At 74.4% G+C, this 25,990-nt stretch carries 17 protein-coding genes; 10 read left to right on the forward strand and 7 right to left on the reverse strand.

Features of this window, described 5'->3' with window-relative positions; genetic code table 11:
• Nucleotides 1-174: 174 nt before the first annotated feature.
• The 5 genes from D0Z06_RS19855 (at nt 175) to D0Z06_RS19875 (ending at nt 5,482) form a co-directional block, all read left to right on the forward strand.
• Nucleotides 175-1,365: an acetyl-CoA C-acetyltransferase gene (locus D0Z06_RS19855; RefSeq protein ID WP_117379281.1), complete on the forward strand. Its 1,191-nt coding sequence runs from the start codon at nt 175-177 to the stop codon at nt 1,363-1,365.
• Nucleotides 1,362-2,381 (forward strand): methylmalonyl Co-A mutase-associated GTPase MeaB, encoded by a 1,020-nt coding sequence (meaB, locus tag D0Z06_RS19860; protein ID WP_233517829.1) that lies wholly within the window; start codon nt 1,362-1,364, stop codon nt 2,379-2,381. The genes D0Z06_RS19855 and meaB overlap by 4 nt, the downstream gene beginning before the upstream one ends.
• A 24-nt stretch (nt 2,382-2,405) precedes the next feature.
• On the forward strand, nt 2,406-3,875 hold the full coding sequence (locus D0Z06_RS19865) for a phytoene desaturase family protein (RefSeq protein WP_117379282.1): 1,470 nt from the start codon (nt 2,406-2,408) through the stop codon (nt 3,873-3,875).
• A gap of 72 nt (nt 3,876-3,947) precedes the next feature.
• On the forward strand, nt 3,948-4,508 hold the full coding sequence (locus D0Z06_RS19870) for a MarR family winged helix-turn-helix transcriptional regulator (RefSeq protein WP_117379283.1): 561 nt from the start codon (nt 3,948-3,950) through the stop codon (nt 4,506-4,508).
• Between the two features lie 8 nt (nt 4,509-4,516).
• The gene (locus tag D0Z06_RS19875) at nt 4,517-5,482 is read left to right on the forward strand and encodes a tetratricopeptide repeat protein (RefSeq protein WP_117379297.1); all 966 of its coding nucleotides are present in this window, start codon (nt 4,517-4,519) and stop codon (nt 5,480-5,482) included.
• A 218-nt stretch (nt 5,483-5,700) separates the two neighbouring features.
• Here the strand turns inward: D0Z06_RS19875 and D0Z06_RS19880 are convergent, their stop codons facing one another.
• From D0Z06_RS19880 to D0Z06_RS19905, 6 genes are all read right to left on the reverse strand, one after another.
• The gene (locus D0Z06_RS19880; protein ID WP_117379284.1) at nt 5,701-7,098 is read right to left on the reverse strand and encodes a neutral zinc metallopeptidase; all 1,398 of its coding nucleotides are present in this window, start codon (nt 7,096-7,098) and stop codon (nt 5,701-5,703) included.
• Between the two features lie 74 nt (nt 7,099-7,172).
• Entirely contained in the window at nt 7,173-8,558 is a 1,386-nt protein-coding gene (locus D0Z06_RS19885) for a neutral zinc metallopeptidase (RefSeq protein WP_117379285.1), read from the reverse strand.
• A gap of 199 nt (nt 8,559-8,757) precedes the next feature.
• Nucleotides 8,758-11,640, reverse strand: a complete 2,883-nt coding sequence (gene glgB, locus D0Z06_RS19890) for a 1,4-alpha-glucan branching protein GlgB (RefSeq protein WP_117379286.1) — start codon at nt 11,638-11,640, stop codon at nt 8,758-8,760.
• A 55-nt stretch (nt 11,641-11,695) separates the two neighbouring features.
• Nucleotides 11,696-13,081 (reverse strand): maltokinase N-terminal cap-like domain-containing protein, encoded by a 1,386-nt coding sequence (locus D0Z06_RS19895; protein ID WP_117379287.1) that lies wholly within the window; start codon nt 13,079-13,081, stop codon nt 11,696-11,698.
• Nucleotides 13,078-14,934 carry a maltose alpha-D-glucosyltransferase gene (gene treS / locus D0Z06_RS19900; RefSeq protein ID WP_117379288.1) on the reverse strand — a complete coding sequence of 619 codons (1,857 nt, stop codon included), beginning with the start codon at nt 14,932-14,934 and terminating at the stop codon, nt 13,078-13,080. Before treS ends, D0Z06_RS19895 begins: the two co-directional genes overlap by 4 nt.
• A 122-nt stretch (nt 14,935-15,056) precedes the next feature.
• Nucleotides 15,057-17,084 (reverse strand): alpha-1,4-glucan--maltose-1-phosphate maltosyltransferase, encoded by a 2,028-nt coding sequence (locus D0Z06_RS19905; RefSeq protein ID WP_117379298.1) that lies wholly within the window; start codon nt 17,082-17,084, stop codon nt 15,057-15,059.
• A gap of 121 nt (nt 17,085-17,205) precedes the next feature.
• Here D0Z06_RS19905 and glgP point away from each other — a divergent pair, with 121 nt between their 5' ends.
• Both glgP and D0Z06_RS19915 read left to right on the forward strand, forming a co-directional pair.
• The gene (gene glgP / locus D0Z06_RS19910) at nt 17,206-19,770 is read left to right on the forward strand and encodes an alpha-glucan family phosphorylase (protein WP_117379289.1); all 2,565 of its coding nucleotides are present in this window, start codon (nt 17,206-17,208) and stop codon (nt 19,768-19,770) included.
• A gap of 216 nt (nt 19,771-19,986) precedes the next feature.
• On the forward strand, nt 19,987-20,991 hold the full coding sequence (locus D0Z06_RS19915; RefSeq protein ID WP_117379290.1) for an FHA domain-containing protein: 1,005 nt from the start codon (nt 19,987-19,989) through the stop codon (nt 20,989-20,991).
• A 180-nt stretch (nt 20,992-21,171) separates the two neighbouring features.
• Here D0Z06_RS19915 and glgX read toward each other — a convergent pair whose 3' ends face one another.
• The gene (gene glgX, locus D0Z06_RS19920) at nt 21,172-23,313 is read right to left on the reverse strand and encodes a glycogen debranching protein GlgX (RefSeq protein WP_199522435.1); all 2,142 of its coding nucleotides are present in this window, start codon (nt 23,311-23,313) and stop codon (nt 21,172-21,174) included.
• A gap of 76 nt (nt 23,314-23,389) precedes the next feature.
• Between glgX and D0Z06_RS19925 the strand changes: the two genes are divergently transcribed.
• The 3 genes from D0Z06_RS19925 to D0Z06_RS19940 all read left to right on the forward strand — a co-directional run.
• Nucleotides 23,390-24,181 (forward strand): ABC transporter ATP-binding protein, encoded by a 792-nt coding sequence (locus tag D0Z06_RS19925; RefSeq protein ID WP_233517830.1) that lies wholly within the window; start codon nt 23,390-23,392, stop codon nt 24,179-24,181.
• A 210-nt stretch (nt 24,182-24,391) separates the two neighbouring features.
• On the forward strand, nt 24,392-25,177 hold the full coding sequence (locus D0Z06_RS19935; protein WP_117379292.1) for an enoyl-CoA hydratase/isomerase family protein: 786 nt from the start codon (nt 24,392-24,394) through the stop codon (nt 25,175-25,177).
• Between the two features lie 188 nt (nt 25,178-25,365).
• On the forward strand, nt 25,366-25,990 hold a 625-nt coding region (locus tag D0Z06_RS19940; protein ID WP_147332088.1), incomplete at its 3' end, for an electron transfer flavoprotein subunit beta/FixA family protein.

The raw sequence follows: 25,990 nt of genomic DNA on the forward strand, positions 1-25,990 counted from the left end.
GTCCGAGGCCCGCCCGGGTCCCGGCCTCCCGGCCCGCCCGCACCGGTGTGGTCCGCGTCACGGTCGTCGACCGGGCGGTGACCCCCGCATATCCTCGGAGGGATCGACGCCGCGTCCCGTCGCGGCCGTCCCCACGCGGTCGCCAGTGCCGGCGGCCCCGGCACAGGAGGCTCGATGTCCCGCTCGGTCATCGTCAGCGGCGCCCGCACCCCGATGGGCCGCCTGCTCGGCTCGCTCAAGGACTTCTCCGCCGCCGACCTCGGTGGCGTCGCGATCAGGGCCGCCCTGGAGCGCGCGGGCATCCCCGGCGACCAGGTCGACTACGTGATCATGGGGCAGGTCATCCAGGCCGGGGCCGGGCAGAACCCGGCCCGCCCCGCCGCGGTCGCCGGTGGCATCCCCATGTCGGTGCCGTCGTTGACGCTCAACAAGGTCTGCCTCTCCGGCCTCGACGCCATCGCGCTGGCCGACCAGCTCATCCGCGCCGGCGAGTTCGACGTCGTGGTCGCCGGCGGCATGGAGTCGATGACCCGGGCCCCGCACCTGCTGCCCACCTCGCGCACCGGCACGAAGTACGGCGACGCCGCGCTCGTCGACTCGATGGCCCACGACGGGCTGTCGGACACCTTCGACCAGGTCGCCATGGGGGTGCTGACGGAGCAGGCCAACGGCCGCTACGACCTGACCCGCGAGGAGCAGGACGCCTTCGCCGCGGCCAGCCACCAGAAGGCCGCCGCCGCGCAGAAGAACGGCCTCTTCGACGACGAGATCACCCCTGTGCTGATCCCGCAGCGCAAGGGCGACCCGATCGAGTTCCGCGAGGACGAGGGCATCCGCGCCGACACCACCGCCGAGAGCCTGGCCAAGCTGAAGCCGGCTTTCGGCAAGGACGGCACGATCACCGCGGGGTCGGCCTCGCAGATCTCCGACGGCGCCTGCGCGGTCGTGGTGATGAGCGCCGAGAAGGCCGCCGAGCTGGGGCTGACCCCGCTGGCCGAGATCGGCGCGCACGGCGTGGTCGCCGGCCCCGACGCCACGCTGCAGAGCCAGCCGTCGCGGGCGATCCAGAAGGCCTGCGCGCGGGAGGGCATCGACCCGGCCGACCTGGACCTGGTGGAGCTCAACGAGGCCTTCGCCGCGGTCGGCATCGTCTCCACCCGCGAGCTGGGCATCGACCCCGAGAAGGTCAACCCCAACGGTGGCGCGATCGCCCTGGGGCACCCGATCGGCATGAGCGGGGCGCGGATCGTCCTGCACCTGGCCCTCGAGCTCGGCCGCCGCGGTGGTGGCGTCGGCGCCGCCGCGCTCTGCGGGGGCGGCGGGCAGGGGGACGCGCTGGTCCTCCGGGTCCCCGCTCGCGGGTGACCGACCCGCTCCAGCACGCCGCCGGCCCCGCCCCCCACCCCGGGAGGCGGGGCCGGCGCGCGGTGGACGCCGGTGACCTCGTCGAGCGCGCCCGCCGCGGCGAGGCCCGGGCCGTCGCGCGGCTCATCTCGGTCGTCGAGGACGCCGGGCCCGCGGTGCGCGAGGTCGCGGCCGCACTGGCGCCGCACGGCGGCCGCGCCCAGGTCGTCGGCCTGACCGGTGCCCCCGGGGTCGGCAAGTCGACGACGACGGCAGCCCTCGTGCGGGCGCTGCGGCAGGCCGGCCGGCGGGTCGGCGTCCTCGCGGTCGACCCGTCGTCCCCCTTCTCCGGCGGTGCGCTGCTCGGTGACCGGGTGCGCATGCAGCAGGCCGCCGGGGACGACGGCGTCTACATCCGCTCCATGGCCACCCGCGGCCACCTCGGCGGCCTGGCCGTGGCCACCCCGCTGGCGCTGCGCGTCCTGGACGCCGCCGGCTGCGACGTGGTGCTGGTCGAGACGGTGGGCGTCGGGCAGTCCGAGCTCGACGTCGCCTCGCTGGCCGACACCACCGTCGTCCTGCTGGCCCCCGGCATGGGGGACGGCATCCAGGCGGCCAAGGCCGGCATCCTCGAGGTGGCCGACGTCCTGGTGGTCAACAAGGCCGACCGGGAGGGCGCGGACCGGACCGTGCGGGAGCTGCGGGCGATGACCCTGCTCGGCAGCGGCGCCGACCGGCCGGGGGCGTGGCGGCCGCCGGTGTGCCGCACCGTCGCGGTCCGGGAGACCGGCAGCGGGGTCGAGGCGGTGCTCGACGCGGTCGCCGCGCACCGGGACTGGCTCGCCGCCTCCGGGGAGGGGCACCGCCGGCGCACCCGGCGGGCCCGGCGGGAGGTGGAGGCCGTGGCCCTCGACGGACTCCGGCGGCGGATGGGCGAGGTGCGCGGGTCGGCCGCGCTGCACGCCCTCGCCGAGCGGGTGGTGGCGGGGGAGACCGACGCCTACCGGGCGGCCGACGAACTGGTCGCGCGCCTCTGACCCCTGCCGGGGCAGGATGGCGGGGTGAACGGGAAGCCGGACGCCGTCGTCGTCGGAGCCGGGCCCAACGGCCTGGCCGCCGCCCTCCGGCTGGCCGGGGCCGGGCTGCGGGTGCAGGTGGTCGAGCAGGCCGACCGGCCGGGCGGCGGCCTGCGCACCGAGGAGCTGATCCGCTCCGGCGTCCGGCACGACGTCTGCTCGACGGTGCACCCGATGGCCGCGGCGTCCCCCTTCTTCGAGGAGTTCGACCTGCCCGGCCGCGGGGTCCGGCTGGTCCACCCGGAGATCTGCTACGCCCACCCGCTCGACGGCGGCCGGGCCGCGGTCTCCCGGCACTCGCTGGCCGCGACCGCGGCCGGGCTGGGCGCCGACGGCCCGGCGTACGAGCGGCTGTTCGGGCCGCTGGTCGAGCACGCCGACGACGTCATCGACTTCTTCCTCACCAGCCGGCTGCGCCGGCTGCCCACCCGCAGCGTCGGCGCCGTCACGAGGTTCGGGCTGGAGGCGCTGCCCAACGTGCGCCGGCTGGCCCGCCGGTACTTCGACGGCGAGGAGGGCCAGGCGCTCGTCGCCGGGGCCGCCGCGCACGGCATGCTCGACCTGTCGCGGCCGCTGACCGCGGGCCTCGGCATGGTGCTGGGCATGCTCGCCCACCACGGGGGATGGCCGCTGGTCGAGGGGGGGTCGCAGGCGCTCGCCGACGCGATGGTCACCGCCCTGGAGCAGCAGGGCGGCGAGGTCGTCACCGGGCACCTGGTCACCGACCTACGGGAGTTCGAGGGCGTCCCGGCCGTGCTGCTGGACACCTCGCCCCGGGCGTTCGTCGCGATGGCCGGCGACCGGGTGCACGAGGGCTACCGGCGGTGGGTGGGCCGCTACCGGCACGGCCCCGGGGTCTTCAAGATCGACTGGATCCTCTCCGAGCCCGTGCCGTGGGCCCACCCCGAGGTGCGCCGGGCCGGCACCGTGCACGTCGCCGGCACGCTCGCCGAGACGATGGCGGGGGAGGAGGGGCCCGCGCACGGCCGGGTCGTCGAGCGGCCGTACGTGCTCGCCGTCCAGCCCACCGTCGTCGACCCGACCCGCGCCCCCGGGGGCGAGCACGTGTTCTGGGCCTACGTGCACGTGCCGCACGGCTGCCCGGTGGACATGACCGAGCGGATCGAGGCGCAGGTCGAGCGGTTCGCGCCGGGGTTCCGCGACACGGTCGTCGCGCGCGCCACGAAGGACGCCACCGAGATGCAGCGGTGGAACCCCAACCACATCGGCGGGGACATCTCCAACGGCGAGGCCTCGCTGCGGCAGATGCTGGCCCGGCCGGTGCCGCGCTGGAACACCTACCGGACGCCGGTGCGCGGGGTGTACCTCGCCTCGGCGGCCACCCCGCCCGGCCCGGCGGTGCACGGCATGTGCGGGGACAACGCGGCCCGGGTGGCCCTGGCCGACGTCTTCGGGGTCCGGGAGGTGCCGGCGCTGCGGCCCGCCCCCGTCTGACCCGCCGTCCCCGGCGTCCCGCGGGTGCCGGCGCCGGTGCCGCGGGCGGGCCGGCACGTAACCTGTCGGACCATGAGCCGACCGCTGGGGCTGCCGTTCGACCCCATCGAGCGCGCCGGCGAGACGTGGGAGCAGCGCTTCGGCCCCGCGGCCGCCATGCGCGCGGCCACGTCGGTGTTCCGGGTGCAGCAGATCCTGCTGGCCCGCTTCGACGCCGCCCTGCGGCCGCACGAGCTCACCTTCGCCCGCTACGAGGTCCTGGTGCTGCTCACCTTCAGCCGCACCGGGGAGCTGCCGCTCAAGGTGATCGGCAGCCGGCTGATGGTGCACCCGACCAGCGTCACCAACGCCATCGACCGGCTCGTGGCCGCCGGCTACGTCGAACGCCGGCCCAACCCGGCCGACGGGCGCGGCGTCCTGGCCCGCATCACCGAGCGCGGGCGCGCCGTCGTCGAGGAGGCGACCGCCGCGCTCACCGGGCTGGACTTCGGGCTGGGCGACCTGGCCGAGGGCGAGCTCGACACGCTCTTCGACATCCTGCGGCGGGTGCGGCTGGCCGCCGGGGACGTCGCCGAGGCGCCGTCGCCGGCCCGGGCGACGCCCCCGGCGGACCGGCGCAGCGCGGTGGGATGATCGAGGTCATGCAGCCGACCCGCTCCGGACGTCCCGACCCGCGCGCGCAGGCCCAGCAGGCGCAGATGGCCGCCGCCATGGCCGGTGCCGTCGACCTCGCCGCGGTCAAGGCCCGGTCCGAGGCCGCGGCCCGGGCCCAGGCCGCGCCGCCGCCCGCACCCGGCGGCCCGGCCGGTGCACCCGGCTCCGCGGTCGTCGACGTGACCGAGGCGACCTTCCAGGCCGAGGTGCTCGACCGCTCCTTCCAGGTCCCGGTCGTCCTCGACCTCTGGGCCGAGTGGTGCGGCCCGTGCAAGCAGCTGTCCCCGGTGCTCGAGCGGCTGGCCGCCGAGGGCGGCGGGTCCTGGGTGCTGGCCAAGGTCGACGTCGACGCCAACCCGGCGCTCGCCCAGGGCCTGCGGGTCCAGGGCATCCCGGCGGTCAAGGCCGTCTGGCAGGGCCAGCTGGTGGCCGAGTTCACCGGCGCGATCCCCGAGGAGCAGGCCCGCCAGTTCGTCACCGAGCTGGTCCGCGCCACCACCGGCGGCGCCGTGCCCGACGGGGAGGCCGGCCCGGTCGAAGCCGAGGACCCGCGCCTCGACGTCGCCGAGTCGGCGCTGGAGCGCGGCGACCTGGCCGCGGCGGAGGCGGCCTACCAGGCCATCCTCGACACCGAGCCCGACCACCCCGTGGCCGGGCTGGCCCTGCGGCAGGTGCAGCTGTTCCGGCGTGCGGACGCCGCCGGCCCCGACGCGCTGGCCGCGGCCGACGCCGCTCCGGACGACGTCGCCGCGCAGACCCGCGCGGCGGACTTCCTGCTGGGCACCGGGGACGTCGAGGGCGCCTTCGCCCGGCTGCTCGACGTGGTGCGGCGGACCGCCGGCGACGACCGCGACCAGGCCCGCAAGCACCTGGTGGAGCTGTTCGCCGTCGTCGGGGACCAGGACCCCCGCGTGGCCGACGCACGGCGGGCCCTCACCCTCGCCCTCTACTGAAAGGACCCCCTCCTCCCCACGCCTCGCGGGCTCGGCGCGGGTCCCGGGAGGGGGCCGCCCTCCTCCCCACGCCTCGCGGGCTCGGCGCGGGTCCCGGGAGGGGGCCGCCCTCCACCCCACGCCTCGCGGGCTCGGCGCGGGTCCCGGGAGGGGGCCGCCCTCCTCCCCACGCCTCGCGGGCTCGGCGCGGGTCCCGGGAGGGGGCCGCCGGCCCCGGTTCAGACGCCGACGTCGCAGGCGGACGGCCCCAGGAAGAAGCCGTTGCGGAACAGGTCGACCAGACCGAAGCCGGTGAGCTCGACGGAGGGGACGACCGCCGGGTCGTTGCCGTAGGTGAGGAGGAACTGCACGCTCTCGTCGACGTCGCCCGGGGAGATGTCGGCGGAGGTGAGCGCGCCGTCGGAGAACACCGCGGAGAACCAGCCGGTCAGGCAGACGGCGGACCGGACCGCGTCCTCGTCGTCGGTCGACAGGCCCAGCTGGTCACGCGCGGCGAGGGCGTAGGGCAGCGAGATCGCGGTGATGACGGCGTAGTCGGCCCCGCCGAGCTCCTCGTACACGGGCCCGGCGAGGTCCTCGACGTCGAAGCCGACCAGCGCATCGTCCGGGCAGTACACGAGGTCGAGGTCCCCCGGCGCGCACCCGGGCGGCCCGCCGCGGAAGGCCTCGAGGTCCGGCGGCCGGAAGGTCTCGTCGAAGACCTGGTCGAAGGCGAGGGTCCAGAACTCCGGCAGGGCGGTGTCGGCGATGTCGAGCGTCTCGGCGAAGGGGGCGTTGCCGCCGCTGGCCCGCTCCTGGGGGTCGTCGAAGGCGCTCTGGGTGAAGGGCCGTTGCGCGGAGAAGTTGTCCCGGCAGGCGGTGGGACCGGCCTCGAAGCCCTCCTGGAAGGCCGAGACGCGGTCGAAGTAGGAGCCGTGCGCCGCGTCCACGGTGCTGCCGGTGCCCACCGGGTCGCGCAGCAGCAGGTAGCCGCGCAGCACCTCGTCGAGCTCGGGCGCCCGGATCTGGCTGAACTCCGCCTCCCCGTCGGCCACCCACCCGGTCCAGGCACCGGCCAGGCAGTCGGCCTGGGTCTCGACGGAGATGGAGTAGTCGGGGTAGCCCACCCGGGCCTGGACGGCGTGGCCGAACTCGTGGGCCATCACCAGGGCCGGGATGAACCGGCCGTACCCCTCGGCCAGCTCGGTGAGGAATGCCCGGTCGTAGCTGATCGCGTCGGAGTTGGGCACGCCGGGCGCCTGGCAGTAGAACGCGTTGCCCTCCACCTCGGACGGGTCCGCGCCGCAGCCGATGCCCTGCGGGTAGGCGGCCGGGTCGACGTCACCCGGGTCGACGCTGAAGTAGCCGCCCTGCAGCGGTACGAGGTCCTGCCCCCAGACCGCCGGGAGCTGGACCGCCCAGTAGGTCTCCAGGTCGGCCAGCGCGTTGCGCGCCTGCACGTCGATCGGGCCCTGCCCGGCACCGGTGATGCCGACGGCGCCGGGGTCGACGTCCGGGAGCGGGGCCTGCCCGGGTGTGGCCCGGCCGACGATGACCACCGAGCAACCGGTGACCAGCAGCAGGACGGCCGCGGCCACCAGGGCCGCGGCCGTTCGACACGGCGGGTGCGCAGGCATCTCGTGCCCGATGGTCGCACCGCCGCGGCGCCCCCGCCGCCCGGGCGGGTGGCGGGGGGCGCCGGCAGGGCGGGTCAGACCCCCAGGTCGCAGGCGGTGCCCCCCTGCAGGAACCCGTCCCGGAAGGCGCCGACGAGCTCGAAGCCGGAGAGCTCCACGTTGGGCAGCACCGAGTCGTCCTGCCCGTGGCCGAGGAGGAACAGGATCGCCTCGTCGACGTCACCGGGGGACAGCTCGGTGTCCGCGAAGTCGCCGTCGAAGAAGCGGGCGGCGTACCAGCCGGTCAGGCAGACCGTCGAGATGGTGCCGGCGCTGTCGTCGGTGGACAGCCCGAGCTGCGCCCGCGCCGCCTGGGCGTAGGGCAGCGAGATCGCGGTGGCCACCGCGAAGTCGCCGAACTCCTGGTAGGCCGGGCGGAGCAGGTCGGTCTCGTCGGCGTAGACGGTCGAGTCCGCGGCGCAGAAGCCCAGGTCGCGGTCCTCGGCCCCCATGTCACCGCACGCGGGCGCGGTGCCGTCGAAGGGCTCGATCGCCGGGGCGTCGAAGGCGGCGCCGCCGACCTGCGGGAACCACGAGTCGTAGAAGGCCGGCAGGGACAGCTCGACGATCTCCTGGATGTCCGCGTAGTCGGCGTTGCCCTCGGTGGCCTCCTCCGCCTCGTCGAACTCGGCGGCGGTGAACACGCGCTCGGGGCCGAACTCGTCGCGGCAGGTGCCGACACCACCGGTGTACCCGGCGTAGAACCCGGAGACGCGGTCGAAGCCCGATCCGTGGGCGCCCTCGACGGTCTCGTCGGTGAGCCCGACCGGGTCGCGCAGCTCGATGAAGCCGAGCAGGACGTCGTCGAGCTCGGAGACCCGCAGCGCGACGTGCTCGGCGTTGCCGTCGACGACCCAGCGGGTGAACGCGCCGGCGAAGCAGTCGGCCTGCGTCTCGTCGCGGATGGTCACCTCGCTGAAGCCGAACCGGCCCTGCATGGCGTGGCCGAACTCGTGGGCCATGACCGCCGGGCCGAGGAAGCGGCCGTGCAGCTCACCGAGCTCCTGCAGCAGCGAGCTGTCGTAGACGATGACGTCGCAGTTCAGCTCGTAGAAGGCGTTGCCCTCCACCTCCGCGGGGTCGATGGGCAGCCGGGCGCAGCCGACCCCGGTCGGGGGGTAGCGGCTCTCGTCGATGTCGTCGGCGTCGACGGAGAAGTAGCCGCCCTGCAGCGGGGTCAGCGGCTCGCCGTAGAACTCGGGGTAGGCCTGCTCCCAGAAGGTGGTGAGGTCGGCCAGCGCGTTGCGCGCGTAGCGGTCGATGTCGCTGTCGGTGGCCCCGGTGACGAGGAACTCCTCGGCCGTCACGTCGGTGACCGGGCGGGCCGCGGACGCGGTCCCGGTGACCGTGCTGGAGCAACCTGCGAGCAGCACGCTGCCCACGGCGGCCGCGGCGATCGCGCGGCTCAGGACATGCCTCATGGAGCCTGGTTCCCTCGGGTCGGACGGTGCCGCCGCGCACCGGCGGCGGGCGGAGCCGGCACATGATGCCCGCTGCCCGCCCGTCGAGGGGTGTTTCGCCGCGTCGCGGTGGGACGAGTTCGTCGTCAGCCCACCGTGATCGGGTGCTCACGAAGGGTCCCCGTGCGGCGCCGGCCGCCGCACGGGGACCCGTGCTCGGTCAGCCCTCGTGCACCAGCCAGACGGTGCCCAGGGGCGGCGCCGACAGGACCGCGGAGTACGGCTGGCCGTGCCAGGGCTCCTCGACGGCGTCGATGCCGCCCATGTTGCCCACCCCGGAGCCGCCGTAGCCGTCGGCGTCGGTGTTGAGCACCTCCCGCCAGCGCCCGCCGTGCGGCAGGCCGATGCGGTACTCGTGGTGCGGGTTGCCGGCGAAGTTGGCCACGCAGGCCAGCGCCCGGGGGCCGTCCTCGCCGGGGAGACCGCGGCGGAGGAAGGACAGCACGTTGCCGGAGGCGTCGTTGGCATCGATCCACTCGAAGCCGGCCGGGTCGGTGTCCTGCGTGTAGAGCGCCGGCAGCTCGCGGTAGCGGGCGTTGAGGTCGGTGACCAGCTGCAGCACGCCGCGGTGCGCCGGGTCGTCGAGGTGCCACCAGTCCAGCGAGCGGCTCTCGGCCCACTCGGCGTCCTGCGCGAACTCCGAGCCCATGAACAGCAGCTGCTTGCCCGGGTGGGCCCACATGTAGGCCAGGTAGGCCCGCAGGTTGGCCAGCTGCTGCCACCGGTCACCCGGCATCTTCCGCAGCAACGAGCCCTTGCCGTACACGACCTCGTCGTGGCTGATCGGCAGCACGTAGTTCTCGGAGTAGGCGTAGATCATCGAGAACGTCAGCTGGCCGTGGTGGTAGCTGCGGTGCACCGGCTCCTTGGACATGTACGCCAGGGAGTCGTGCATCCAGCCCATGTTCCACTTGAAGCCGAAGCCCAGGCCGCCGAGGTGCGTCGGGCGGGTGACCCCCGGCCAGGCCGTCGACTCCTCGGCCACGGTGATGACTCCCGGCACCTCCCGGTACACGGTCGCGTTCATCTCCTGGAGGAACTCCACCGCCTCCAGGTTCTCCCGGCCGCCGTACTGGTTGGGCGACCACTGCCCTTCCTCGCGCGAGTAGTCCAGGTACAGCATCGAGGCGACGGCGTCGACCCGGATGCCGTCGATGTGGAACTCCTTGCACCAGTACAGGGCGTTGGCGACCAGGAAGTTGCGCACCTCGCGGCGGCCGAAGTCGAAGACGAGGGTGCCCCAGTCCGGCTGCTCGCCCCGCCGCGGGTCGCCGTGCTCGTACAGCGGGGTGCCGTCGAAGCGGGCCAGCGCCCAGTCGTCCTTCGGGAAGTGGGCGGGGACCCAGTCGACGATCACGCCGATGCCGGCCTGGTGGGCCCGGTCGACGAGGTAGCGGAAGTCGTCGGGGCTGCCGTGCCGGGCGGTGGGCGCGTAGTAGGAGGTGACCTGGTACCCCCACGACCCGCCGAAGGGGTGCTCGGCGACCGGCATGAACTCGATGTGGGTGAACCCGGCGTCGACCACGTAGTCGATCAGCTCGTCGGCCAGCTCCCGGTAGGACAGGCCCTGCCGCCAGGAGCCGGCGTGCACCTCGTAGACGCTCATCGGCCGCTGGTGCCAGCCGGCCTCGGCGCGGCGGGCCAGCCACTCGTCGTCCCCCCACTCGTGGGTGGACTCGGTGACGACCGAGGCGTTGGCCGGCGGGACCTCGGTGGCGAAGGCCAGCGGGTCGGACTTGTGCCGCCAGTGCCCGTCGGCCCCGAGCACGTGGAAGCGGTACTTGCTGCCGACCGGGACGCCCGGGATGAAGACCTCCCACACGCCCGAGGAGCCCAGCGAGCGCATCGGGTAGGCGCGGGCCTCCCAGTAGTCGAAGTCACCGGTCACCCGGACGCCGCGGGCGTTGGGCGCCCACACGGCGAACGAGACGCCCTGGACCTGCCCGCGGGGGGTGTCGTAACGGCGCACGTGCGAGCCGAGCACCTCCCAGAGCCGCTCGTGCCGGCCCTCGCTGATCAGGTGCCGGTCGATCTCACCGACCGTCGGCAGCCAGCGGTAGGGGTCGTCGACCTCGTAGGTCTGCCGGCCGCCGTGCTCGTCGGAGTAGCTGACCTCGAGCAGGTAGTCGCCGGGCTGGTGCGGCAGCCGGGCCTCGTGGATGCCGCCGCCGTGCAGCTGGTGCGCCTCGTACCGCGCGCCGTCCTGGTCGACGACCACCACCGAGACGGCGTCCGGCCGCAGGGCGCGGACCGCCCAGCCGTCGCCGGTCCGGTGCGCGCCGAGCACGCTGTGCGGCGAGTAGGACCAGCCCTCGACGACGGCCCGCAGCTCGTCGCCGGTCACCTCGGACGGCGCGGACTGGCGGGCGTGCGCGGCGGCCACGGTGTCCGGCGCGCGGTCGTCGGGCACGTCGGTGGGGGCGGGACCGGGCCGGGCGCCCGGCTCGCCGCTGCCACCACCGGGGGAGTCGGGGGCCCCCTCACCCGGCTGCGCGGGCGCGCCGGTGCCGTCGCCCGGCTCGGCGACGGGGCCCGGGGCGACGACGGGCGGGGTCGTGCCGCCCTGGGCGACGACGTCGTCGCCCTGCTCCCCGAGGGCACGCGGCCCGGTGTCCCCGGCCACGGCGGAGGCGGCCTTCTTGCGGGGGGCCCGCTTGGCGGGCGCCGTCGCGGCCGGGTCCCCGGTCCGCGCCCCCGCGGGGGCCGCGCCGGGCTCGGTGGTGGCCTCGGCGACCTTCTTCGCCGCCTTCCGGACCGCCGTGCCGGCCTTCTTCGCCGCCGCGGTGGCCTTCTCGGCCGGCGCCTTCTTCGCGGTCGTCCTCCTCGCGGTGGTCTTCTTCGCGGGGGCGCCCTCGGCCGGCTCGCCGGCGGCCGTGGTCTTCTTCGCGGCGCGCTTGCGGGCAGGAGCGTTGACGACCGGGCCCGGTTCGGCGGCCTCGGCCGCGGCCGTGCGCTCCTCGACGGCGGCCTGCAGCTCCTCCTTCGTCGCCGGGGTCTGCGCGTCGGGCCGGGGGGAGCCGGTGGTGTCGTCGGGCGATGTCATCGCGTGCCGTCCTCTTCCGTGCGGTCGGTCGGGGTCGCTGGGCCGGGGCCGGAGCTCAGCCCGCGGCGGTGATCCGGGACAGGGACTGCAACGGGATCATGAGCCAGTGCGGGCGGTTGCGCGCCTCGTAGACGCACTCGTAGACGGCCTTGTCCGCCTCGAACGCCCGCAGCAGCGGGGAGTCCCCGCACGGGTCGGCACCGCTGGCGGCGGAGTACCCGGCGCAGAACGCGGCCCGGTTGCGCTCTGCCCACTCCTGCGCCCGGTATGCCCGCTGCGGGTCCTCGGGCTGCTCGACGAGCATGTGCCGGGCGGCGTAGTCGAAGCTGCGCAGCATCCCGGCGACGTCCCGCATGGGGCTGTCGAGCTCCCGCCGGGCGGCCAGCGGCCGGGCCGGCTCGCCCTCGAAGTCGAGCACCACCCAGCCGGTGGCGGTGCGCAGCACCTGCCCGAGGTGCAGGTCGCCGTGCACCCGCTGCCGGACCACGGGCTCGGCGGCTCCGGCCACCGCGGCGTAGACCGCGCGCAGCCCCTCGGCGTGCTCGGCCAGCTGCGGGACGACCGCGGTCGCCGCCTCCAGCCGCGCGGTCATCTGCTCGGCGATCGTGGCGAACCACGCCTCGTCGGCCGGCTCGGTGGGCAGGACCGCGGCCATGTCGGCGTGCACCGACGCGGTCGCCGCGCCGAGGCGCTCGCTGTCGGCGGCGAAGTCGCCGCCGACCTCGTCGGCGTGCAGGTCCCCCTCGGCGTAGAGGTCCCGCACGCTGGCCGTGGCCAGCCGCCAGCCGTCGCTGGCGTTGGGCACGAACGTCTGCAGCATCGCCACCGTCGCCGGCGGCACCGACGGGTCGGGGTCGTCGATCTCGATGTACCCCAGCAGCGGCGCGATGTGCGGGTTCTGCGTCTTGCGCAGCGCGTCGTGGACCTCGACGTCCGGGTTGAGCCCGGGCTCCAGGCGGCGGAACAGCTTGAAGATCGCCTCCGAGCCGTACACCAGCGAGGTGTTGCTCTGCTCGGTGGAGACGATGTCGCCCGGCAGGCCCTCGGGGATGTAGGCCACCCCCGCCGGGTGGAAGTGCATCGGGCCGATGGTGGAGGCGCTGACCAGGTGCACCAGCCACGGCACCGTGGCGTCGCGGTCGCGCATCGCGTCGTAGGCGTAGCTCTCCCGGTCGCCGGAGGGCACCGCCCCGATGAACGCCGAGCTGAGGTCCTCGGCCGGCGACTCCCGCCAGGACAGCGGCACCAGGTAGGTCTCGGCGGCGCCGTCGGCGTAGGCGACCCGCACCCGGTGGACGGAGAGGACCGGGTCGGCCTGGTCGAGCAGGAAGCCCTCCTCGGTGACGTCGGCCCACTCGCGGCCCTTGCCGCCGAACCAGCGCTGGTGCGGCATCCAGTCGCGCAGCAGGTCGGTCAGTGCGGTGCGCGGGGTGGCGCTCATCGGTCTCCTCCGGTGGGGACGTCGTCACCGGTCCGGGTGTCGCTGTCCCCCGGGATCTCCTCGGCGGCGGTGACCAGGCCGGCCGCCAGGAGCGACTCGGCGACCGGGCTGGTCGCGGTGGTCTCCCAGTCCTCCGGCTCCTCGACCGGCGGCTCGACCGGCTTGGCCAGCTCGAACCAGTAGAAGCCGTGCCCGGACAGGGTGAGCATGTACGGCAGGACGCCGATCTGCGGGAACTCCACCCGGCCGGTCAGCTCGACGGGCGTGTAGCCCTCGAAGCGGCGCAGGTCGAGCTCCACCGGCTGCGGGAAGCGGGACAGGTTGTTGACGCAGAGCACCACGTCGTCCCCGAACTCCCGGACGAACGAGAGCACCGTGGGGTTGCGCGACCCGATCTCGGCGTAGCTGCCCAGCCCGAAGGTCGGGTGCTGCTTGCGCACGTGGATCATCTGCCGGATCCAGTGCAGCATCGACGTGGTGTTGCGCAGCTGCTGCTCGACGTTGGTGGTCTGGTAGCCGTAGACCGGGTCCATGTTCAGCGGCAGGTACATCCGCTGGGGGTCGGCGGTGGAGAACCCGCCGTTGCGGTCCGGGGTCCACTGCATCGGCGTCCGGACGCCGTCCCGGTCGCCGAGCCAGATGTTGTCGCCCATCCCGATCTCGTCGCCGTAGTAGAGGACCGGCGACCCCGGGAGGGAGAGCAGGAGCGCGTTGAACAGCTCCAGGGTGTCCATGTCGTTGTCCAGCAGCGGCGCCAGCCGGCGGCGGATGCCGATGTTGGCCTTCATGCGGGGGTCCTTGGCGTACTCCGCCCACATGTAGTCGCGCTCCTCGTCGGTGACCATCTCCAGGGTCAGCTCGTCGTGGTTGCGCAGGAAGATGCCCCACTGGCAGTTGTCCGGGATGTCCGGGGTGGAGGCCATGATCTCCGAGATCGGGAAACGCTGCTCCCGGCGCACGGCCATGAACAGCCGCGGCATCACCGGGAAGTGGAAGGCCATCTGGCACTCGTCGCCGTCCTCGCCGAAGTACTCGACGACGTCGGCCGGCCACTGGTTGGCCTCGCACAGCAGCACCCGGTCGGGGTAGTCGGCGTCGACGACCTTCCGGACGTGCTTGAGGAACTCGTGGGTCCGCGGCAGGTTCTCGCAGTTGGTCCCCTCGTCCTCGAACAGGTAGGGGACGGCGTCGAGGCGGAAGCCGTCGATGCCGAGGTCCAGCCAGAACCGCAGGGCGTCGACGATCGCCTCCTGCACCCGCGGGTTCTCGAAGTTGAGGTCCGGCTGGTGGGAGAAGAAGCGGTGCCAGAAGTACTGCTTGCGCACCGGGTCGAACGTCCAGTTCGAGCTCTCGGTGTCGACGAAGATGATCCGCGCGTCGCCGTAGCCGGAGTCGTCGTCGGCCCACACGTAGAAGTCACCGTAGGGCCCGTCGGGGTCGCTGCGGCTGGCCTGGAACCAGGGGTGCTGGTCCGAGGTGTGGTTCATGACGAAGTCGATGATCACGCGGATGCCGCGGGAGTGGGCCGCGGTGAGGAACTCCTCGAAGTCCTCGATGTCGCCGAACTCCGGCAGCACCGCGGTGTAGTCGCTGACGTCGTAGCCGCCGTCGCGCAGCGGGGAGGCGAAGAACGGCGGCAGCCAGAGGCAGTCGACGCCCAGCCACTGGAGGTAGTCCAGCTTGTCGATCATGCCGCGCAGGTCGCCGACGCCGTCGGCGTTGCTGTCGGCGAAGCCGCGGACCAGCACCTCGTAGAAGACGGCGCGCTTGTACCACTCGGGGTCGGTGCCGGGTGCGGGCAGCGCCGAGGGGGCGCCGCGGGATGCGGGGGGTTCGGGCAGGGGAACGGTCATCGCAGGTCGTCGTCCTCGGTTCTACGCGGTCGGGAGCGGAAGGACCTCGTCCGCACCCCGCGCGCGCTCGGGCGGGGCCTCGGGTCGAGGCCGGCGCGCGCGGCGGGGCACGGGGTCCCCTCTCAGGGCACCGGGGCCGGTGGCTGGACCGGCCGGGGCAGGGCCAGTGAGAACACGTGCGCCGGCTCCCGGTAGGGGTCGAGCTCGACGTAGTTGAACTGCCCCCAGTCGTAGGAGGCGCCGCTGATCTCGTCGGTCACCGAGAAGCGCTCGTGCCAGTCCAGCCCGAGCGCCGGGAGGTCCAGCGCGGTGGTGCCGATCTGGGTGTTGTGGCTGTCGAGGGACACCACGACCAGGACCGCGTCCTGCGACCCCGGGTCGGTCTTGGTGAAGCACAGCAGGTTCGGGTTGTCGACGTGGTGGAAGCGCAGCGTGCGCAGCTGCTGCAGCGCCGGGTGCGCGCGCCGGATCTCGTTCAGGCGCCGCAGGTAGGGGGCCAGGCTGCGGCCCGACGCCTCCGCGCCGGCCCAGTCGCGGGGGCGCAGCTGGTACTTCTCGCTGTCGAGGTACTCCTCGCTGCCGGGCCGGACGGCGACGTGCTCGAACAGCTCGTAGCCGGAGTAGACGCCCCAGGTCGGGCCCATCATCGCGGCGAGCACCGCGCGGATCTTGAACATCGGCGGCCCCCCGTACTGCAGCGAGGCGTGCAGGATGTCCGGGGTGTTCACGAAGAAGTTGGGCCGCATGTAGTGGGCGTGGTCGGCCAGCTCCCGGCCGTAGTCCTCCAGCTCCCCGCGCTGGGTGCGCCAGGTGAAGTACGTGTAGGACTGCGTGAACCCGAGCCGGGCGAGCTGGTGCATCATCGCCGGCCGGGTGAAGGCCTCGGCGAGGAAGAGCACGTCCGGGTCGGTCTTCTTGACCTCCCAGATCAGCCAGTGCCAGAAGTTCAGCGGCTTGGTGTGCGGGTTGTCGACGCGGAAGATGCGCACCCCGGCGGACATCCAGTGCCGCACCACCCGCAGCACCTCGGCGTAGATGCCCTCGGGGTCGTTGTCGAAGTTGACCGGGTAGATGTCCTGGTACTTCTTCGGCGGGTTCTCCGCGTACGCGATCGACCCGTCGGGCTTGGTGGTGAACCACTCGGGGTGCTCCTTGACCCACGGGTGGTCGGGAGCGGCCTGCAGCGCGAGGTCGAGGGCCACCTCCATGCCCAGCTCGCCGGCCCGCCAGACGAAGTCCTGGAAGTCCTGCATCGTGCCCAGCTGCGGGTGGACGGCGTCGTGCCCGCCCTCCTCGGCCCCGATCGCCCACGGGGACCCGACGTCGTCCGGGTCGATCTCGTAGGGGTTGCCGCCGGGGAACTGCGGCGTGTTCGGCCCCTTGCGGTTGACCCGGCCGATCGGGTGGATGGGCGGCAGGTACACGACGTCGAAGCCCATGTCGGCGACCGCCGGCAGCCGGTCGGCCGCCGTCCGGAAGGTGCCGTGGGTGGGCGTCCCGCCGACCACCGGACCCTCCGAGCGGGGGAAGAACTCGTACCAGCTGCCGAACAGCGCGCGCCGGCGGTCGACCCACACGTCGTGGTCGGGGGTCGCGGTGACCAGCTCGCGGACCGGGTGGTCGTCGAGGTACTCCTGCACCGCGGCGGCCAGGGCGGGGGCGACCCGCTGGTGCAGCTCGAGGGAGGGGTCGCGCAGGGCGGCGGCCGCCTCGCCCAGGCGGGACCGCCACGCGGGGTCGGCGTCCCCGGCGACCCGGTCGAGCAGGCGCGCCCCCTCCTCCAGGTCGTTGGCGAGCTCGTCCGGGCCCTGGCCGGCCGCGATCTTGACCTCGACGGCGTGGTGCCAGGTGGCCAGCGGGTCGCTCCACGCCTCGACGCGGAAGCGCCATCGGCCCTCGGTGTCCGGCACCACCGTCGTCAGCCACCGGTCGGGCTGGTCGCCGTACCGGCGCATGCGGTTGAGCGGGCCCCGGCTGCCGTCCGGGGCGGTCCACACCACGTCCGCGGCGACGGCGTCGTGGCCCTCGCGGAAGACGGTGGCGGTGATCGGGACGTGCTCGCCGACCACGGCGCGGGCCGAGAAGGACCCGCACGACACGACGGGGGCGACATCGGTGATGCCGAGACGGAGATCTGCGCGGCCAGTCATCCCGGCCACGCTATCGAGGTCCCGGTCCCCGGGCACATCGGCCGCGGGACCGCCCCGGTCGGGTGGTACGCCCCCGTGCGGCGCTCGGTGGTGCGGGTCGCGTCTCACTAGTCTCGGGGCCGTGCGAGCTCTCCGTCGGTTCACCGTCCGGGCGTCGCTCCCCGAGGAGCTGATGCCGCTGTCCCAGCTCGTCATGAACCTACGGTGGTCGTGGCACCCCGAGACGCGGGACCTCTTCGAGGCCCTCGACCCCCAGCTGTGGCGCTCCTGCGGTGGCGACCCGGTCAACGTCCTGGGGGAGGTCTCCGCCGAGCGGCTGGCCACCCTGGCCCGCGACCGCCGCTTCGTCCGCCGGCTGCACGACGTGGTGGAGGACCTGGAGGAGTACCTGTCGGCCCCGCACTGGTACCAGTCGCTGGGCGGGGGTGGCCCGACCGGCCCGGCGCCGGCCAGCATCGCCTACTTCTCCGCCGAGTTCGGCATCACCGAGGTGCTGCCGCAGTACTCCGGCGGTCTCGGCATCCTGGCCGGCGACCACCTCAAGGCCGCCTCGGACCTCGGCGTCCCGCTGATCGGCGTGGGGCTGCTGTACCGGGCGGGCTACTTCGAGCAGGGCCTGTCGGCCGACGGCTGGCAGCTGGAGCACTACCCGGCGCTGGACCCGCACGGCCTGCCGGTCAAGCTGCTGCGCCGGCCCGACGGCTCGGCCGTCGTCATCACCGTCCCGCTGCCCGAGGGGCGGACGCTGCACGCCCACGTCTGGCGGGCCCAGGTCGGCCGCGTCACGCTGCTGCTGCTCGACAGCGACGTGGAGGAGAACGCGCCGTCCGAGCGGGCGGTCACCGACCGGCTCTACGGCGGCGACGAGGACCACCGGCTGCGCCAGGAGATGCTGCTGGGCATCGGCGGGGTCCGGGCCCTGCGGGCCTGGTGCCAGCTCTCCGGGGCGCCGGCGCCGGAGGTCTTCCACGCCAACGAGGGGCACGCCGGCTTCCTGGGCGTGGAGCGGATCCGCGAGCTGACCGAGTCGCACGGGCTGACCTTCGCCGAGGCCCTCCAGGCGGTGCGCGCCGGCACCGTCTTCACGACGCACACCCCCGTGCCGGCCGGCATCGACCGGTTCCCCCGGGCGCTCATCGAGCGCTACTTCGCCGGCTTCGGCGTCCCGCTCGACCAGCTCATCCCGCTGGGGGCCGAGGAGGACCCGACGAAGTTCAACATGGCCCACATGGGCCTGCGGCTGGGGCAGCGGGCCAACGGCGTGAGCCGGCTGCACGGCGAGGTCAGCCGCGGCATGTTCAACGGCCTCTGGCCGGGTTTCGACGAGGCCGACGTGCCGATCACCTCGATCACCAACGGCGTGCACGCGCCCACGTGGACCGCGCGCGAGCTGGTCGAGCTGGGCACCCAGTCGACCAGCGCCGGCGACGTCCACGAGATCGCCGGGGACGTGCACTACGACGGGGTGGACCGCATCCCGGCCGGGGAGCTGTGGAGCACCCGGCGGCTGCTGCGGGGCCGGCTCGTGGAGGAGGTCCGCCGCCGGCTGCGGGAGTCGGCGCTCGCGCGCGGGATGGCCGAGGCCGAGGTCGGCTGGACCGACTCCGCCTTCGACCCCGACGTCCTCACCATCGGCTTCGCCCGGCGGGTGCCGTCCTACAAGCGGCTGACGCTCATGCTGCGCGACCCCGAGCGGCTGCGGGCGCTGCTGCTCGACCCGGAGCGGCCGGTCCAGCTGGTCATCGCCGGCAAGAGCCACCCGGCCGACGACGGCGGCAAGCAGCTGATCCAGCAGATGGTGAAGTTCGCCGACGACCCCGCCGTCCGGCACCGCATCGCCTTCCTGCCCGGGTACGACATCGGCATGGCCCGCTACCTCTACTGGGGCTGCGACGTGTGGCTGAACAACCCGCTGCGGCCGCTCGAGGCGTGCGGCACCTCCGGGATGAAGGCCGCGCTCAACGGGGGGCTCAACCTCTCCATCCGCGACGGCTGGTGGGACGAGTGGTTCGACGGCCAGAACGGCTGGGCGATCCCCACCGCCGACGGCCTCGGCGACCCCGACCGCCGCGACGAGGTGGAGGCGCGGGCCATCTACGAGCTGCTCTCCACCCAGGTCGTGCCGCGGTTCTACGAGACCGACCGGGACGGCGTGCCCACCCGGTGGGTCGAGATGGTCCGCCACACCCTCCGCGAGACCGGGCCGAAGGTGCAGGCGACCCGGATGGTGCGCGACTACGTGCAGCGGCTCTACGTCCCGGCGGCCGGCTCCTCCCGGGCCATGGCCGAGGGCGGGTACGAGGCCGCGCGCAGCGAGGCGGCCTGGCGGGCCCACCTGCTCGAGAACTGGGGCACGGTGCGGGTCGCCTACGTGGAGGCCACCGGCGCGGGGGACACCCCGGAGATCGGCGGGTCCCTGGCGCTGCGCGCCGAGGTCGAGCTGCCGGGCCTCGCGCCGGGCGACGTCGAGGTCCAGGCGGCCTACGGCCGGGTGGACGACGCCGACGGGCTGCACGAGGTGACCACGCTGCCGATGAGCCACGAGCACGGCGACGGCTCCCGGCACTGGTTCACCGCCACGCTGCCGCTGGAGCGCACCGGCTCCTTCGGGTACACCGTGCGGGTGCTGCCGCACTCGGCGCACCTGTCCGACCCCGCGGAGCTGGGCCTGGTCGCCACGGCCTGAAGGGAAGGGCCCCGTCCCGGGTCCCGCCCCTCGCACGCCCGGGACGGGGCCGCTCGCCCCCCGGGGGACGGGGTCGCCCGTCCTCCCGGCCGGTGGTCGGCCACGGGCGGCACACCCGTCCCGGCGGTCGCACCGGTCCCGCCGCCGGTGTGACCGACCGGCGTGGCGACGACGTCCGATCACCCGCTCGGGTGAGTCGTCATTAGGCTGGACGCCATGCCCGACCGCTGTGAAGTCCTGCCCGGAGACTCCGTCGTCGCCCGACGCGGGGGCGGGCTGCTGTGGGTGGACGCGCCCGGCTCGCCCGCGCTGGTGGCCGCACTCCACGCCTGCCTGGGCATCTCCGGCCCGGGCGCCGAGCGGGTGCTCGCCGCGGTCGCGGGTCAGGTCGCCACGCTCGGCGGGTCGGCGTCCTTCGCGCTGGTGCTGAGCGACACCGCCGACGGCGCCGGCACCGGCGTGGCGCTGTGGGCCGGCAAGGGGCAGCCGGCCGTCGACGGCGTCCCGGTCTCCGGCAGCCCCGTGGAGGGCTGCTCGCTGGCCGCCGGGTTCCCGCTGGGGCAGACGCTGTTCGTCGGCCCCGGCCAGCCGGTGCCGACCATGCCGCCCGGCGTCGCCATGGACCTGGTGGAGGGCACCGTGCCCGGGTCGGGGGCGATGCTCCACCTGGCCGCCGCCGCGCACCCCTCCGCGGCCCCGGCCCCGCAGGCCGCCGCGGCGCCGTCGTCCTTCACCGCCGGGTCGGACTCCGGCTTCGGCTCGTCCGCCGGTTCCACCGGGTTCGGTGCCGGCTCGGGCGGGTTCGGCGCCGCCACCCCGCAGGCCGCCGACTCCGACGGCGGCGAGGCCACGGCCTTCTGGAAGCCCGACGCCCCGGCCGCCCCCGTGCTGCGCTTCGACGACGGGCTGGTCGTCACCGTCGACGAGGACCTCGTCCTCGGTCGCCGCCCGGACAACCACGAGCTGGTCACCAGCGGGTCGGCGCGGCCGGTGCCCATCGCCGACACCCAGAACGTGCTCTCCTCGGCGCACGCGGCCATCCAGCGCAGCGGGGGTGAGGTCTCGCTGGTCGACCTGGGCTCGCTCAACGGCACCCACGTCGCCGGACCCGAGGCGACCGAGTGGACCCAGCTCGAGCCCGGTGTCGCCCACCCGCTCTCCGACGGCGACCGCCTCCTGCTCGGCTGGACGGTCATCACCTTCGAGCAGCCCCAGGACTGAGTGATCGGTCGGCCTACCGGCCTCCGACCGCGGCCAGGAGCCGTCCCCGGCTCACGCCGAGCGCCACCGCCGCACTCGTCGCGGGACCCTGCGGGCCCCACTCCTCGACGGCACCGCACCGCGGCCAGGAGCCGTCCCCGGCTCACGCCGAGAACCGGACCCCGGCTCCTCCGCGGGGGGTCAGGGACGGCGCAGCACCCGCAGCAACCAGACCGTGCGCGCGTCCATCCCCACCGGGCCGGGCGCGACGACCGCCGGGCGGGGCGGGGCGCCCGTCGGGTACTCGGTCGAGACGACGAGCTCGTAGCCGTCGGCCCACGGCGGCCCGGGCAGGTGGACGGTCACCGGGGCCGGCCCGGCGTGCACCCAGACCAGGTAGGAGTCGTCCTCCACCGGCCGCCCGCGCTCGTCGCGGTGCCGGATCCCGCGGCCGTCGAGGTACATGCCGATCGTCTGCAGCCCGGCGTCGAACCAGTCCCCGGTGCCCAGCTGGTCGCCGCGCGGGTGGAACCAGGCGAGGTCGCGGGTCCCCCCGGTGCCCGGGATCTCGTGCCCGTCGAAGAACGCCTCCTGGCGCAGCACCGGCGAGCCCCGGCGCAGCTCGACCAGCCGGGTGACGAAGGCCCGCAGGTCCTCGTCGACCGAGCGCCAGTCGATCCAGGACAGCTCGTTGTCCTGGCAGTAGGCGTTGTTGTTGCCCTGCTGCGTGCGGCCCAGCTCGTCGCCGGCGGTCAGCATCGGGACGCCGGTGGACAGCAGCAGCGTGGCCAGGTGGTTGCGCACCTGCCGGGCGCGGACGGCGCGGACCTCCGGGTCGTCGGTGGGACCCTCCACCCCGCTGTTCCAGTTCCGGTTGTGGCTCTCCCCGTCCCGGTTGTCCTCGCCGTTGGCCTCGTTGCGCTTGCGCTCGTAGGTGACCAGGTCGGCGAGGGTGAACCCGTCGTGGGCGGTGACGAAGTTGATGCTCGCGAACGGCCGGCGCCCGTCGGAGCGGTAGAGGTCGGACGAGCCGGTGAGCCGGTAGGCGAGGTCCCGGACGCCGACGTGCGCGCCCGACCAGACGTCGCGGACGGTGTCACGGTAGCGGCCGTTCCACTCGGTCCACAGCGGCGGGAAGTTGCCCACCTGGTACCCGCCCTCGCCGATGTCCCAGGGCTCGGCGATGAGCTTCACCCGGCTGACCACCGGGTCCTGGTGGACGACGTCGAAGAAGGCCGAGAGCCGGTCGACGTCGTGCATCGACCGGGCCAGGGCCGCGGCGAGGTCGAAGCGGAACCCGTCCACGTGCATCTCGGTGACCCAGTAGCGCAGCGAGTCCATGAGCAGCGCGAGCACCGGGGGACGCCGGACGTCGAGGGTGTTGCCGCAGCCGGTGTAGTCGGTGTACCGCGCCGGGTTCTCCCCGCCCAGCCGGTAGTAGCCGGGGTTGTCGATGCCCTTGAACGACAGCGTCGGGCCGGTCTGGTCGCCCTCGGCGGTGTGGTTGTAGACGACGTCGAGCACCACCTCGATGCCGGCCGCGTGCAGCGCCTTCACCATGGCCTTGAACTCGGTGACCTGCTGCCCGGCGGACCCGGCCGAGCTGTAGGCCGCGTGCGGGGCGAAGTAGCCGAGGGTGTTGTAGCCCCAGTAGTTCGTGAGCCCCCGGCGCAGCAGGTGCGGCTCGCTGACGAAGTGGTGGACCGGGAGCAGCTCCACGGCGGTCACGCCCAGTGACCGCAGGTGCTCGACGAACGCCGGGTGCGCCAGCCCGGCGTAGGTGCCGCGCAGGGCCGGGGGGACGTCGGGGTGGGCCATGGTCGCGCCCCGGACGTGCACCTCGTAGATGACGGTGTCCGACCAGGGGGTGCCCGGGGGGCGGTCGCCGTCCCACGGGAACGAGTCGTGGATGACCACCCCGCGCGGCACGTAGGGCGCCGAGTCCCGCGGGTCGGCGGTCGTGGAGTCCACCGTGCCCTCGGGGTAGCCGAACAGCGCCGGGTGGAGGGTGAGGTCGCCGTCGACGGCGCAGGCGTAGGGGTCGAGCAGCAGCTTCGCCGGGTTGTACCGGTGGCCGGCTCCCGGGTCGTAGCTGCCGTGCACCCGGTAGCCGTAGCGCTGCCCCGGGCCGACGCCGGGCAGCCGGCCGTGCCAGACCTGGTGGGTGGTCTCGGTGAGCCGGTGCCGGTGCTCGGTGCCGTCGCGGTCGAACAGGCACAGGTCCACCGCCTGCGCCCCGGCCGACCACAGGGCGAAGTTGGTGCCGGTGCCGTCCCAGTGGGCTCCCAGCGGTGCGGGGGCGCCGGGCCAGACCTCGGCGTCGTCCGGGTTGCTCACGTACACCCCGTGATCCTGCCCCGGCCGGGCCGCGGTGGGGGGCAGGACGGGCGGAACGGATCCGGGTTGGTTGGATGGGTCCGTGTCGAGCGAGCCGGTCGTCGAGATGCGCGGGGTGGACGTCGTCCGGGGGCGCGCCCACCTCCTGCAGGGCGTGCACTGGCGCGTGGAGGCCGACCAGCGCTGGGTCGTGCTCGGCCCGAACGGCGCCGGCAAGACGACGCTGCTGCAGCTGGCCGCGGCGCACATGCACCCCACGCGCGGCGAGGTGCACCTGCTGGGGGAGACCCTCGGCGCGGTCGACGTCTTCGAGCTGCGCCCGCGCATCGGGCTGACCAGCACCGCGCTGGCCCAGCGCATCGAGCCCGGGGAGCGCACCGGTGACGTCGTCCTCTCCGCCGGGTACGCCGTCGTCGGTCGCTGGCGCGAGCGCTACGACGTGCACGACCTGACGCGCGCGGCGGTGCTCATGGAGCAGTGGGGCGTCGGGCAGTACGCCCACCGTCCCTTCGGCACCCTCTCGGAGGGGGAGCGCAAGCGGGTGCAGATCGCCCGCGCGCTCATGCCCGACCCGGAGCTGCTGCTGCTCGACGAGCCCGGGGCCGGCCTCGACCTCGGGGGGCGGGAGGACCTCGTCGGGCGGCTGGCCGACCTCGCCCGCTACCACTACGCCCCGGCGCAGGTGCTGGTCACCCACCACGTCGAGGAGATCCCGCCCGGGTACACCCACGCGCTGCTGCTGCGCGAGGGCCGGGTGGTGACCGCCGGGCCGGTCGGCCGTGTGCTGGTGCCCGAGGCGCTGTCGGAGACCTTCGGGCTGCGGCTGGACGTGGAGCGCCGCGACGGTCGCTACACCGCCCACCGCGCGGCCTGAAGAAGGACCCCCTCCTCCCCACCCCTCGCAGGCTCGGGGCGGGACCCGGGAGGGGGCCACGAGCGACCTGCCGCGCGGCCGCCCTCCTCCCCACCCCTCGCGGGCTCGGGGCGGGACCGGGAGGGGGCCGCCGCGAGCGTGCGAGCGGTGGCGGGCAGGGGGTCCTCTAGGGTGCCGACGACGACGTCGTCCACCCGCTGGAGGGGCCCCATGGCAGCGCCGGAGTTCGTGACCCTGCAGGTGGCCGACGGGGTGGGCACCATCCGCCTCGACCGGCCGAAGATGAACGCGATCGACGAGCAGCTGCACATGGAGGTGCGGGCCGCGGCCATCGAGGCCGGCGCCCGCGAGGACGTCCGGGCGGTGGTGGTCTACGGCGGCGAGCGGGTGTTCGCCGCCGGCGCCGACATCAAGGCCATGGCCCAGCTGGACGGCCGCGGCATGGTCGCCTGGGGCCGGGAGCTGACCGACTCCTTCACCCGGGTGGCGAAGATCCCGAAGCCGGTCATCGCCGCGATCACCGGCTACGCCCTCGGGGGCGGCTACGAGCTGGCGCTCTGCGCGGACTTCCGGGTGATGGGTGCCTCGGCCAAGATCGGGCAGCCGGAGATCCTGCTCGGCGTGATCCCGGGCGCCGGCGGCACGCAGCGGCTGGCCCGGCTGGTCGGGCCGGCGCGGGCCAAGGACCTCATCTTCACCGGCCGGCACGTCGGCGCCGAGGAGGCGCTGGAGATCGGCCTCGCCGACGCCGTCGTGCCGGACGACGAGGTGGAGTCGACCGCGGTCGCCATGGCGCGCAAGTTCGCCGCCGGCCCGCCGCTGGCGCTGGCCGCGGCCAAGCGGGCCGTCGACGAGGGCCTGGACCTCCCGCTGCAGGAGGGGCTGAACCTGGAGAGCCGGCTGTTCGCCGAGCTGTTCGACACCGAGGACCAGGACACCGGCATGCGCTCGTTCCTCGAGCACGGCCCGGGGAAGGCCACCTTCAGCGGCCGCTGACCACGGCCGGGCGGAGCCGGGACGCCGGACCGCAGCGGCCCCCGCACGCTCGGTGGTGGGACGCCCGGGGTGACCGGGGTCACCCCAGCTCGCGGCCGGCCCTCCGTTACCCAGCGGTAACCTCCACTATCGAGGCAGGCGGGCGCCGACCCGCAACCAGACACCCCAGCGCGGAGGTAGGTCTGACGATGGACATCGTCGTTCTGGTCAAGCAGGTCCCCGACTCCGGGAGCGAGCGCAGCCTCGACCCGTCGGACAACACGGTCGCCCGGGGCAGCGCGGACAACGTCGTCAACGAGATCGACGAGTACGCGATCGAGGAGGCCCTGGTCCTCAAGGAGGCCCACGGCGGCGAGGTGACGGTGCTGACCGTCGGGCCCGAGTCGGCCGCCGACGCGATCCGCAAGGCGCTGTCGATGGGCGCGGACAAGGCCGTGCACGTGGTGGACGAGGCGATCCACGGCTCGTGCGCGGTGCAGACCTCGGCGGTGCTGGCCGCGGCGCTGGGGCAGCTGTCCTACGACATCGTGCTGTGCGGTGCGGAGTCCACCGACGGCCAGCTGTCGGTGATGCCGGCGCTGCTGGCCGAGCGGCTGGGCATCCCGCAGCTGTCCGGCGCCCGCAAGCTGACCGTCGAGGGCGGGGTCGCGAAGGTGGAGCGGCAGACCGACGGGGGCTACTGGGCCCTGGAGGCGCCGCTGCCGGCGATCGTGTCGACCTGGGACACCATCAACGAGCCGCGCTACCCCTCGTTCAAGGGGATCATGGCGGCCAAGAAGAAGCCGGTGGAGAAGAAGTCGCTGGCCGACCTGG

Origin of the sequence: Geodermatophilus marinus (genome assembly GCF_003428645.1) — a bacterium.
Taxonomy (GTDB): domain Bacteria; phylum Actinomycetota; class Actinomycetes; order Mycobacteriales; family Geodermatophilaceae; genus Geodermatophilus.